The sequence below is a fragment of the Cupriavidus sp. 96C5-1 genome, assembly GCF_057798855.1.
Genome location: NZ_JBYOJU010000065.1, coordinates 1 through 11,934, shown reverse-complemented (window position 1 = coordinate 11,934; position 11,934 = coordinate 1). Strand labels below are relative to the sequence as shown.

Below are 11,934 nucleotides of genomic sequence, written 5' to 3'. Positions count from 1 at the left end.
CGAGCCTCAGTAGAAGACAGCAGGAGACAATGATGCCCCCAGTTCATGCAGTAGACGAGAGGATGCCACTCGGCCGGCTCTTATCCCTCGCGTTTCAACATGTTCTCGTACTCTATGCCGGCGCAGTAGCGGTACCGCTTATTCTGGGCGGCGCGCTCAAGCTGTCGCCGGACAAGGTCGCCATTCTCATCAACGCCGACCTTTTCGCTGGCGGTGTGGTGACCCTTGTGCAGTGTCTTGGCGCGTGGAAGCTGGGCGCGCGTTTGCCAGTGATGATGGGGGTGTCTTTCGTGTCAGTCGGCCCAATGATTGCCATGGCGGCAAATCCCGACATCGGTATCACCGGCATCTATGGGGGGGTTATCGCTGGTGGCCTGTTCGGCATGGCAATCTCGCCGCTCGTAACGCGGCTCCTCCCTTACTTCCCTCCGGTGGTAAGCGGCTCAATCATTCTGCTGCTCGGGCTCTCCATTGCCCCGATTGGGATACGGTGGGCGGGAGGAGGCGTTGGCGCCGCCGACTTCGGTAGTCCTGCCAACATCGGGATAGCTCTGACCGTACTGCTGTTCATCGTACTCCTCCACAAACTTGGGAAGGGCATCGTCAAGAACATTTCCGTACTGTTGGGTCTCGTCTTCGGTTATGCGCTCTGCGTGTTGCTCGGCAAAGTCTCGTTTGCCGAAATCAGTAGTGCCCCGATGTTCGGCCTGGTATTGCCGTTCCAGTTCGGCTTGCCAACCTTCCATTTCGCGGCGATTGTCAGCATGTGCATCGTCATGACGGTAATTCTCGTTGAGTCGACGGGCATGTTCATTGCCATTGGCGATATCGTCGGGCGGCCGGTGGACAAGCGGACGATGACGCGAGGTCTGATGGCTGATAGTGCGGGCGCGGTGTTCGGCGGAGTATTCAATACGTTCCCCTATACCTCTTTCACCCAGAATATCGGTCTTATCAGCATGACCGGTGTTAAGAGCCGCTATGTCTGCGCTGCAGGCGGCGTCATCATGATGGTTCTGGGGGTCATGCCAAAGCTGGCGCACGTTATCGCAACCGTCCCGCCTTATGTCCTGGGTGGAGCCGGAATTGTCATGTTCGGCATGGTCATCGCCGCAGGCGTCAGAATGCTCTCAGCGGTGGACTTTACGAATAACAAAGACAATCTGCTGATTGTGGCCGTCAGTTGCTGCGTGGCCTTGATTCCGATGGCCGCACCGTCGTTCTTTGCACAGTTCCCAAAGTGGCTGACTCCCCTTACACACAGCGGCATTCTGCTCGGTGCAATGTCGGCATTCAGCCTGAATCTGCTGTTGAACGGCAAGCCACGCAGTTGCGAGGCGACGCTTGCAGAGCATGGGGCCGCTATTCGCAGGAGTGAATCCTAGTGCGGTAACCTTTGCGCTAACGACACAATCGCCCCGCGCCAGCTCGCTGTCTACGACGGTCCTCAACTCCATTGAAAACGAAGTCAACCATGGATGTCTTTATGCAACACAAGTTCAAGCCGGTCGTGAAACCGGCGGTCTTGGCCGCGGCCTTGCTGTGCGGCAACGCGATGGCACAATCCAGCACCACCTTGTACGGGATGGTCGACGCCTATGTCGGCGCCACCAAGGCACGCGGTGCCGACCGTGCCTACGGCGTCAACAGCGGCGGCATGCAAACCTCGTACTTCGGCATCAAGGGCACCGAGGATCTTGGCACCGGCCTGAAGGCGATCTTCGACCTGAACGGCTTCCTGCGCCCGGACTCCGGCAAGCAAGGCCGCTTCGACGGCGATGCGCTGTTCACCCGCAACGCCTTTGTCGGCCTGCAGAGCGCAACGCTTGGCACGGTGAAGCTCGGGCGCAACACCACGCCCTACTTCATCTCGACCATCCTGTTCAACCCGCTGGTGGACTCCTATGTGTTCTCGCCGGCGATCTTCCACACCTACTTCTCGGCCAGCAATGGCCGCGTCTATGACCCGGGCATCATCGGCGACTCGGGCTGGAGCAACTCGCTGGTGTACTCCACGCCGAATTTTGGCGGCCTGACCGCCAACGCGATGTACTCGTTCGGCGAGCAGGCAGGCAGCGTCGGCAAGAACAAGTGGGGCGGCAACGTGCTCTACTTCAACGGCAACTTCGGCGCCACCGTAGCCTTCCAGCAGGTCAAGTTCAACAGCACTCCGGGTGATGTGACCTCGCCCACGGCGCTGGCCGGCTTCGACAAGCAGAACGCCGTGCAGGTCGGCGTGAGCTACGACTTCAAGGTGGTCAAGCTGTTCGCGCAGGGCCAGTACATCAAGAGCGACGTCAACAGCGCCACGGGCGACATCAAGCACACCAACGGCCAGGTTGGCGCTTCGATCCCGGTGGGCAACGGCAACGTGCTGGTCTCCTATGCCTACGACAAGACCAAGAACAGTGTCGCGGACTTCAAGCGCAACACGGTCGGCGTCGCCTACGACTACAACCTGTCCAAGCGCACCGACGTCTATGCCGCGTACTTCTACGACAAGCTGAGCGGCCAGTCGCACGGCGACAGCTTCGGCGGGGGCGTGCGTCACCGCTTCTGATTCTGCGCTCCGCGCTCGCCGTGTAAGGACAACGGCCGGTGCCTACCGACCGGCCGTTTCGCATTTGCGCACGCCCCGCCCCATATCTACATAGTCAGCCCTGCGGAATCCCGGCCGTCCAAGCGTGGCAAGGCTTGGATGGCATTTGCGCGGATCGAGGTAAGCGCCCGGTGAACCCGTCTTGAAGGGAAAAAAGAGAGAGCAAGGAGCATCGTGTCCATCTAAATTCTTGGTGGACACGTGAACACTATCGAAGAGAACGCACCGGCACGACGTCGACGCCGGCACAGCGCTGAGTTCAAGGCCAAAGCCGTCCAGGACTGCATGCAACCTGGTGTTTCGATTGCGGCGGTAGCCCTGCACCATCGGCTGAATGCGAATTTGCTGCGGCGCTCGGTCGCTGAGCACGAAGAACTAGATGCCGCAAGCGAAGCCCGCGAGTTGATGACGGTGCCGCAAGCTGAGTTCATCCCGCTGCAGATCGGCGAGCCCACGCCGACGCATTCAATGCCGGAGATACAGATCGAAGTGCGACGCGGTGCAGCGACGATCAGTATTCATTGGCCTGGATCGGCCGCAGCAGAGTGTGCCGAGTGGCTGCGGGGGTGGCTGCGTTGATCCGCATCGAGGCGATCTGGTTAGCTACCGAGCCGCTGGACAATGCGAGCGGGGACCGACTCGGTACTGGCGCGGGTGGTGAAGGTATTTGGGGCCGGCCGGCCACACCATGCTTGCTGAACCTGGCTGCGCATGGCCTGCCTGTACAGTTCAGTAGGGCCGCCTATGATCGCGGCCATATGAAGCTGATCGTGGGCTGCGAGACGGGTAACGTCAGCTCCAGCTTTGCCACGAGGCAGAGCTAGTACACGACCAACGTACCGCCGGACCACGCGTAGTCCGGCGGCGGCCATTTATCCGCGGTGCACCCAGCCTGTCATGCGCTTCTCGATGACGGCAAACAACTCATACATCAGCATCGCCATCACCGCGATCACCACCAGCCCGGCAAACGCCAGCGGCATCTTCATCGCTGAGCCCGCCGAAACCAGCAGGTAGCCGATGCCTTCGTTGGCTGCATTCATCTCCGACACCGTAGTGCCGACAAACGCCAGCGTAATCGCGACCTTCAGCGATGCGAAGAAATACGGCATGGCGCGCGGCAGCCCGACCTTGAACAACACGTCGCGCCGTTTGGCGCCCAGCACGCGCAGCACGTCTTCCAGCTCCGGCTCCAGTGTGGCCAGCCCGGTGGCGATATTGACCATGATCGGGAAGAACGAGATCAGGAACGCGGTCAGGATCGCCGGGCCGGCGCCCAGGCCGAACCACACCACCAGGATCGGCACGAAGGCGGCCTTGGGCAGCGCGTTGAAGGCCGTCATCAACGGATAGCTGGCGGCATAGAGCAGCCGCGACGAGCCCATCGCCAGCCCCAGCAACACGCCCACGGCAATGGCCACGCCAAAGCCCACCATGGTGGTCCAGAAGGTGCGCCACGCGTGGCCGGCGATCACGCCGGCGTATTCCACCAGCGAGGCCACGATCGCCGACGGCGTCGGCAGGATAAAGTCGGACACGCCGAAGGCCATGCAGGCGCCCTGCCACAGCACTAGCACGGCACCCAGCAGCAGCCACGGCGCCACGCGCTGCACGCGGCGCTCCTGTGCGGAAGTAAGAGTCGTCATCGTTGGGTTGCCTCAGTGTTGCCGCACACGGCCGATCTTCTCGCGCAACACGTGAACCAGGTCGGCAAAGGGTTCGGTATAGGTAAGTTCCAGGTCGCGCGGGCGCGGCAGGTCGATCTCCCTGCGCATCAGGATGCGGCCCGGGCGCTGGCTCATCACGTAGACGGTATCGGCCAGGAACACGGCTTCGCGCAGGTCGTGCGTGACAAGGATCACGTTGAACCGCTGGGCCTGCCACAGGTCACGCAGCACGCACCAGAGTTCTTCGCGGGTAAAGGCGTCGAGCGCCCCGAAGGGCTCGTCGAGCAGTAGCATGCGCGGCTCGTGGATCAGCGCGCGGCAGATTGAGGCGCGCTGCTGCATGCCGCCGGACAGCTGCCACGGGTACTTGTCCTCGTAGCCGGCCAGGCCCACGGTATGAAGCAACCGGCGCGCACGGTCGACATATTCCTCGCGCTTCGCGCGCAGCGTCGAGCGGTACGGTTCGACGATCTCCAGCGGCAGCATCACGTTGTCCAGCGTGGTGCGCCACGGCAGCAACGTGGGCGCCTGGAACGCCATGCCGACCAGCTTGAGCGGGCTGGTGACTTTCTGGCCCGCGATCTTCACGGTGCCGCGCGTGGCTAGCTTGAGCCCGGTCGCCAGCTTCATGAAGGTAGACTTGCCGCAGCCTGACGGGCCAACGATGGCGATGAACTCGCCCGGCGCCACCTGTAGTGAAACATCCTCGACCGCAAACTCTCCCTTACGCGCGAGATCGTCGTTGTAGGCGAGCCAGACGCGATTGAATTCCACGAAGGGCTCTGCGATCTCCGCGGGCGCGGCACTGCAGCCGGAGGCGGGCAAGAAAGTAGCCTGGCGCGTCATCATCTCAGTACATCCAGTTCAGCTGCGCTCGGCAGGAACGCGTCGGTCCACAGCACATCGGGGTTAATGCGGCCCTTGGTGCCGAAGGCATCGGCCACCTGCGAAGCCATCAGCGAGAGGCGCGGCTTGTTGACACGGCCGAAGCCCTCGGCCTTGGCGTCGGGCGACTTGACCACGCTGTCGAGTGCCAGCTTCAGCCGGCGCACTTCCAGCTTCTCGTCGATGATGCCGTCGCGCGCCTTGACCGCCTTGATGCCCTCTTCCGGACGCGCGATCACGTCGCGCGCGGACTTGGCAAAGGCGCGTAGGAAGGCCTTTACCGCCCCCGGGTTCTTCCTGATGAAGTCCTCCGAGGCAATCACCGCATTGCCGTACAGCTTCACTCCGTATTGCGGATATGGCAGCACCACGATGTCCTCGTCCTTCACTCCGCGTGCGTTCAGATTCAGGATCGACGAGAACGAGAATCCGGTAATGGCATCGAGGTCACCGCGCGCGAGCATGGTCTCGCGCAGCGTCGGGTCCATCGCCTGCCAGTTGAACGAGGCCGGCTGCAGGCCGTTGGCCTTGGCGAAGATTGGGAAGGCGCGGCGGCCGGCGTCAAACACCGGCGCGCCCATGCGCTTGCCGGCCAGATCCTTCGGCGCGCGGATTCCGGACTTCTTCAGCGCGAGGATCGCTGCCGGCGTGTTGTTGTAGACCATCATCACGGCCACCGGCTTGTTCTTCGCGTCAGGGTTGTTGCCGTAGAACTCCATCACTGAGGCCATGTCGGCGAAGCCCATGTCATAGGCGCCGGAGGCCACGCGGTTGACCACGTTGCCCGAACCGTTGCCGGCGTCGATCGACACATCGAGTTTCTCGGCCTTGTAGTAGCCCTTCTGCTCGCCGAGCAGGAACAGCGCGGACTGGCCCTCAAAACGCCAGTCGAGCTGGAAGCGAACGTTGGTCGGCGCCGACTGAGCGTGGGCCGCACCAGCAAACTGTGTCGACAGCACCAGGCTGATGCCGCCCATCACGCCGAGTTTCAGCAGGCGGCGGCGCTGGCCAGCAACGCTGCGAGGCGCGGCAGCACTGCCGGCCTCAACACCGGACGGATTGACGCGGGAACGTGGCATGAACTCTCTCCATAAAGTTGATCACTTGAAGAGAGTCGTCCGCAAGTTACGTGCCTGCATTTTCAGCCCATTTTCAGGGCATGGCCGCTACGGATTGTCTGCCACAAAATGTGCAATTTGCTTTACCGACGAGCGTTGCCGAATCTAATTGTCGGCAATTCGCCGCGGCGTGCTGGTGCACGAATGGCTTCACGGCAAATGCCGGCGCCGCCGGGCACGGCGAAGCGACCCGCATGCGAGACGTCAAGCTGCTCGACCGGCTCTGCCGGCATCTGGGCTTCGCCGGCGTACGAGCATCCAACCCCGCGGAGTAGCAGGCGCGCACTGGCCGCTGGGCGACCCCGATCCGATCTTCCTACCGGAGGATGCCGACGCCCGCCTGCAGACCTATCTCCAGCCCTCCACGGAGCACGACCTCCCGGCCCTGCGGACCCGCGCCATTGTTGCCCCCTTCTCAGCACCGGCGTGACGGCAGCCGACGGCCGCAGTGCCCGAGTCGCCGACTTGCAACTCGGCGACCGCCCCCCTATCTCCACGTGCTCGCGTATGGCCCCCGGCACGCGCTGCTCGATTTCCACAATGCCGCTACCACAGCGCAGGTCCGCCAGGACGCGCGCGCCCTCGCCGCGCATGCGGCGCGGACCAGCGCCGACCTGCAGGCCGGTGGGGCGCAGCCGTCGGCAAGTGAAAGCGCGCAGCGCCCCGCGGCTGCCGGCGCGATGACGTCATGGGACGGGAGCCCGCAGAGGGCGAGATCGTGATGAACGCATTTCAGAAGACGGACTGTCGCAACGCAGGTAAGTACGTCAAAATCAGTGCGTTGAAGCTAGAAGGTGAAGCTGTGTTGACAATCGAGGCAGTTCGCGATTTCTCATTCCACGTCCAGACTAACGGCCTGCTACGGCAAAGAACGCTAATCTTGAACAGGCTTTTGCCAACGCATTCCCCCTCCTGAGCCTACCGGCCCTAGGGAGGGGGAATGCGTCGGCAGAAGCCTGTTCAAATCAGCCGCTTAGCGGAGATGTGGCGGATTTTTTACGAATAGCGGCCAACCCTCGATGCGCCTTCCGGAACGGCGCCGGCATATCGCATTTACGCATCTATTCAACCAATAACGCAGATATTCCAATTGACCCATCGTGGGCAGGGTATTCATCCGGGATGGACGCCCAATGCTCTCCCTGCGGAACTGATCTCCCGCGGTTGACGGAAAGGCGACCCGCCACACCACATTTCTCCATGTGGCGGATCGCCTTCTTTTTCGCCCAAATATCAAAATAACGCACAACACGCTCAACATGCGCAGGCATTTCGATTGCCCGATCGATGGCAGGGTAGTCAGCCAGATATGGCACATCTAGTATCCGCGCTGCGAGGTTTCTGCTAATAGCGCCCAGACGATCCGTCGCTTTCCGCGGGAGGATCGTCTGGTTTTTTTGCCGGCGGGACGGGATCCTCCCTACCGCCTCGCAATCCGACGTGTCTGCGATGGCAGCTCGCCGAACGCGTCGCGATACACCTTGGCGAACATACCGAGTTGCTTGAACCCCCAGTGCATCGCGACTTCAGCAACCGACGCATGATCGCTGTGCAGGAGTTCATTGCGCACGCCCTCCAGGCGAATTCGCTTCAAGTACGCCATTGGCGTGGTGTTCTTGAACGTGGCAAATCCGACCTGCAGGGCGCGCACGCTGACGCCGGCGGCCTTGGCAATATCCTCGACGAGAATGCTGTCCCGCGCATAGGCATGGATGAACTCGATCGCGGATCTTACATGCCGTGGTGACGGTCCCGGCGCCTTGCCTAGCAGCCTGTCGGCATAATTGTGCGGCAAGCCCTCTAGGAAGACCCCCACGGCAACGTCACGTATGCTGGCCGCCGTGGCCATCGCCGTCACCCTGGATCCGTCATCGCCGAAACACGACTGCATCAGCTGCATCACCGCACCACCCAGTCTCACCCCGTCCGACTTCGGGGAAACCTCTGCCTGGAACATCAAAGGGCGCGTCACGGGTGCTTCCAGCAGGGTCGAAAGCCGCTGCGTGATATCGCTCGCCGAGACCAGCAGCATGTCGTAGCTGCCCGCCTGCCATTGCCATTGGCTGACCTGCGTCGCATCCAGAATTGCGCAAGCGCCTGCCGACCAGGTGCGCTCCTGTTGCCCAATCCGCGCCCGCAGACCGCCCTCATGGAGCAAAACGAGCGCGTAGCCGTCGAACTGCCTGTCAAATCGGAATTGAACGCCCGTCGTCGTCTGGATTTGATGCGTCACCGCACCGCCGGCGAGACTCGACGCCAGCCGCACATCAAAATGATCTCCCCTCCCCGAGTCGATCTCGACATTGCCCCAGATCGGTCGCAGGCGCGCCGCAAATTCGTCGGCGTCGCTCGCGATCAGCTTCTGGGCATAGATCTCTGGTCTCTCATTCATATTTTCTCGCCAATCACCCACTCTGCTGGGGCGGTTCGCAAAGACGGTGCGCATACTTGAGCGATGCGCTTTATTCTCATCATTCCCCCCTCACTTCCTGAAACGATCAAATTCTGCCATTAAAGACAGTCACATGGTATCGTGATTGAACCAATAAGAAGAGCAGAATCCCCTCAAGAGGCTATTTGCTCACTTCATTCAAAAGTCGCGCTTTGGTGAAATTCCGGCAATGAAGTCGATGCTGGGATAAGAAACGGGAGAGAGCTGTGAACGGGCAGCTTAGGGACATTCTCACTACACTACCGAAACTTTCGGTTTCTCAGATCCAGAAGCCGTTCAATGTGATGCACGCCGAAGGCATCTCACACGCTCGACACGGCCTGAGCGAACGTCAACAGGTCGTGCTCGTCCTGGTTCTGGAGGGACTGCCCAATAAGCTCATCGCACGCCGCTTGGGCTTGGCGGTGAATACCGTCAAACAACATGTCGCCGCCATCCTGAAGCGCCTTGGCGCTCGCAAGCGCATAGAGCTTGTATCGAGGATGAAGCCATTCCTTGACGACAATAGCGGCCCATCTGTCTGCCCACCGAGCGACGTACCTAATCAACCTGTCGGCGCGACTCTGGGCTGCACATTCGAGACAAGGGCCCTCGGCCTCACGAACCGCCAAGGTACTGTGCTGCTCCATTTGCTCGATGGCATGTCCAACAAGGCAATCGCGCAGCGTCTTGGATTAACGGAAAGCACCGTCAGAAAACATGTTTCGGCCATTCTGCTCCAGCTTGGTGCATGCTCGCGACTACAAGTCATATCCAGAATGCGACAGCTCAGCTTAGCTTCGCCGGCCTCGATCGATTAATTCAATGTCTTTAACACGCACTAAATATCTATTCTGCGCATTCTCTTCTACTCCCCCTCCGGTGCGGGGTAGAACGCCGTTGTGCTCGCCGATCTGCCCGGCGCATGCTATTGCTTGGTAAATCACTTCTTCCCAATTGCGGCTTTCGGCGGCGTACGCTCTTGTCGTCTGACCTATGCGCATCACTATTGATCTCGCCACGACGCTCCTGCTTCACGGTACCTCGACATTGGCGGGCGCCATTGGCATCCTGAACACTCGCCGGAAATCCACCAAACCAGACGGGTTGGCAATGCTGGCCACGGGGTTCAGCGCATTGACTGTGGGCGCCACCCTGTCCTCCCTGGGCGAGAGGGCCGCGCTGCCTCCATGGCTATGGGCACACCTTGGCCTGCTGCTCGGCATCACGGGCTACGTACTGGTCTGGTGCGGCATCCGCAGCGTGAGCGGCCGGCGCAGAATCCATCGCTGGCTGATGCTCTCGCTCCCCGCGGGATGGTTCCTTGCTGGGATCATCACTCGTTTTCCACTCGTCGACACACTACGAACCAGCTCCTACCATCTCACTGCCGTATGCTTTCTCGCCGCTGCGGCCGTCAATCTCTGGAGAGATCGCCTCAGTGAACCGCTCCCTTCGCGGCTGCCCCTGGTTGCCTGCCTGGCAACCAGTGCGGCAATCGAAGCGGCTCGTCTCATCTTTGTCGTCGGCAACATCGCTAACTCGTTCGACCTGGCCACGGCCCTTTTCCTGCAGATTTTCTGCAATTTCTTGATCGCACTTCTCGTGGTAGCCCTGGTCAGTGAACGCGCCGAGGCAGCACTCCTGCTCGCGGCACAGACTGACAATCTGACCGGTGTCGGCAATCGGCAGTGGTTCCTCTCCCGTCTGCCGGCCAAGGTGCTCCCTGGTGGTGCCGTCGCCTTCCTGGACCTCGATCACTTCAAGTTGATCAACGACCGTTTCGGCCATCCCGTTGGGGATCAGGTGTTGGCCGCCTTCGCCAGAACCATTCAGGGTGGTCTGCGCACGAGTGATGCCTTCGCGCGATTCGGTGGCGAGGAGTTTGCGCTCTATCTGCCCAAAGTCAGCGCGGACAAGGCCGTGGAAATTGCAGAGCGGTTGCGAAAACGCGTCGAAGCCATGAGCGTCGATACGGCCGGCACAAAGGTGAAGGTAACGGTGAGCATCGGCGTCGCATGGGTCAACGCCAGCGACAAGCGCTGGGACCACTGGATTCAGGCTGCGGATAGTGCCTGCTACGCAGCAAAGCAAGCCGGCCGGAATCGCGTCGCGCGGTCTGACTGCAACGCATCCCAACTCGAAGAGTTGAGCATTTGCTGAAACGCGAAAGCCCGCGCGGCGCCAATCGAGCGGGCTTTCATGTGATCTTGTTGCGGAGGCAGGACTTGAACCCGCGACCTTCGGTGCACTTCCCCGACGAGCTTCCAGCTGCTCCACTCCGCTGCCTACCAGCATAGACCGATTCACCTCGCCTTAGAACTCATTTCAAAATGAACTCTCTTCACGCTGAAGGGTGCGCCAGCAAATAAGGCAACAGGCCAGCTTGAGAAGAGCTTCGTGAATGTCTGCGCGACGCTCGAAGCGGGTGCGCAGACGACGGAATGCGTGCAACCAGGCATGAGTACGCTCGACGACCCAGCGGATCTTGCCGAGTCCACTACCGTGGGGCTGACCACGCCGGGCGATCGAAGTCGGGATGCCGGCAGCATGAAGCGGTCGACGATACTTGTCGTGGTCGTATGCGCGGTCTGCGTAGATCCGACCTGGCTTGCGCAAGGGACGGCCTCGACATCCCCGGATCGCAGGAATCGCTTCGATCAGAGGCAAAAGCTGGGTGATATCGTTACGGTTCGCGCCGGTCAGGATGACCGCAATCGGCGTGCCGTTGGCGTCGGTAGCGACGTGGTGCTTGGAACCGGGTCGCGCGCGGTCGGTGGGGTTCGGTCCTGTTTTTGGCCCGCCCCAACCGCCCGAACTGAAGAGGAGTCGATGATGACGCGCGAGAAATCGATGCGGTCCGCTGCACGCAACTTTGCCAGCAAGATCTCGTGCAGGCGATCCCATACCCCCGCGCTTTGCCAGTCGCGCAGCCGCCGCCAGCAACTGACCCCGGAGCCGCAGCCCATTTCGATGGGTAGTTCGTTCCAGCGAATGCCGCTTCTCAGCACAAACAGGATGCCGGTCAATGCGGCCCGGTCCGACACCGGCATACGACCCGGATACCGGAATCGCCGCGGCTTGGCTGGCGGCAGAAGCGGTTCGATCAATGCCCACAATTCGTCGTCGATGATCGGCTTGCCCATCCTCTCTATCCTGTTGTCACAACGGACGAGGTTAACAGCTTCGCCTTGCGGTTAACAGTACCCAGCTGGTCTTTTTGAAACAGGTTCT

The 11,934-nt window shown here is 61.1% G+C and carries 11 protein-coding genes and 1 pseudogene; 5 read left to right on the top strand and 7 right to left on the bottom strand.

What is annotated here, in order from left to right; all coding sequences use genetic code 11:
• Positions 1 to 29 precede the first annotated feature (29 nt).
• From AC3FOF_RS40765 to AC3FOF_RS40755, 3 genes are all read left to right on the top strand, one after another.
• A complete protein-coding gene (locus AC3FOF_RS40765) occupies positions 30 to 1,385 on the top strand; it encodes a nucleobase:cation symporter-2 family protein (RefSeq protein ID WP_488729863.1) in 1,356 nt (451 codons plus the stop codon).
• 101 nt (positions 1,386 to 1,486) lie between these two features.
• Positions 1,487 to 2,560 (top strand): porin, encoded by a 1,074-nt coding sequence (locus AC3FOF_RS40760; protein ID WP_488729862.1) that lies wholly within the window; start codon positions 1,487 to 1,489, stop codon positions 2,558 to 2,560.
• Positions 2,561 to 2,800: 240 nt separating this feature from the next.
• Positions 2,801 to 3,178: a transposase gene (locus AC3FOF_RS40755; RefSeq protein ID WP_488729861.1), complete on the top strand. Its 378-nt coding sequence runs from the start codon at positions 2,801 to 2,803 to the stop codon at positions 3,176 to 3,178.
• Positions 3,179 to 3,471: 293 nt separating this feature from the next.
• Here the strand turns inward: AC3FOF_RS40755 and AC3FOF_RS40750 are convergent, their stop codons facing one another.
• From AC3FOF_RS40750 to AC3FOF_RS40730, 5 genes are all read right to left on the bottom strand, one after another.
• A complete protein-coding gene (locus AC3FOF_RS40750; RefSeq protein WP_488729860.1) occupies positions 3,472 to 4,245 on the bottom strand; it encodes an ABC transporter permease in 774 nt (257 codons plus the stop codon).
• A gap of 12 nt (positions 4,246 to 4,257) precedes the next feature.
• Entirely contained in the window at positions 4,258 to 5,115 is an 858-nt protein-coding gene (locus AC3FOF_RS40745; RefSeq protein ID WP_488729859.1) for an ABC transporter ATP-binding protein, read from the bottom strand.
• The gene (locus tag AC3FOF_RS40740; RefSeq protein WP_488729893.1) at positions 5,112 to 6,128 is read right to left on the bottom strand and encodes an ABC transporter substrate-binding protein; all 1,017 of its coding nucleotides are present in this window, start codon (positions 6,126 to 6,128) and stop codon (positions 5,112 to 5,114) included. Before AC3FOF_RS40740 ends, AC3FOF_RS40745 begins: the two co-directional genes overlap by 4 nt.
• 1,202 nt (positions 6,129 to 7,330) lie before the next feature.
• Positions 7,331 to 7,585 carry a hypothetical protein gene (locus AC3FOF_RS40735; RefSeq protein WP_488729858.1) on the bottom strand — a complete coding sequence of 85 codons (255 nt, stop codon included), beginning with the start codon at positions 7,583 to 7,585 and terminating at the stop codon, positions 7,331 to 7,333.
• 104 nt (positions 7,586 to 7,689) lie between these two features.
• Positions 7,690 to 8,661 (bottom strand): helix-turn-helix domain-containing protein, encoded by a 972-nt coding sequence (locus tag AC3FOF_RS40730; protein WP_488729857.1) that lies wholly within the window; start codon positions 8,659 to 8,661, stop codon positions 7,690 to 7,692.
• Positions 8,662 to 8,927: 266 nt separating this feature from the next.
• Between AC3FOF_RS40730 and AC3FOF_RS40725 the strand changes: the two genes are divergently transcribed.
• Positions 8,928 to 9,521 carry a response regulator transcription factor gene (locus AC3FOF_RS40725; RefSeq protein ID WP_488729856.1) on the top strand — a complete coding sequence of 198 codons (594 nt, stop codon included), beginning with the start codon at positions 8,928 to 8,930 and terminating at the stop codon, positions 9,519 to 9,521.
• Between the two features lie 175 nt (positions 9,522 to 9,696).
• Complete coding sequence (locus AC3FOF_RS40720; RefSeq protein ID WP_488729855.1) at positions 9,697 to 10,863, top strand: GGDEF domain-containing protein; 1,167 nt, start codon at positions 9,697 to 9,699, stop codon at positions 10,861 to 10,863.
• 50 nt (positions 10,864 to 10,913) lie between these two features.
• On the opposite strand, the pseudogene AC3FOF_RS40715 reads toward AC3FOF_RS40720, so the two are convergent.
• A pseudogene (locus AC3FOF_RS40715) lies at positions 10,914 to 10,986 on the bottom strand.
• 42 nt (positions 10,987 to 11,028) lie between these two features.
• Positions 11,029 to 11,846 (bottom strand): IS5 family transposase gene (locus tag AC3FOF_RS40710; RefSeq protein ID WP_488728592.1). Its coding sequence is split into 2 segments (ribosomal slippage): positions 11,029 to 11,498 and positions 11,498 to 11,846, totalling 819 coding nucleotides; the frame shifts between segments, so codons are not numbered across the junction.
• Positions 11,847 to 11,934 lie beyond the last annotated feature (88 nt).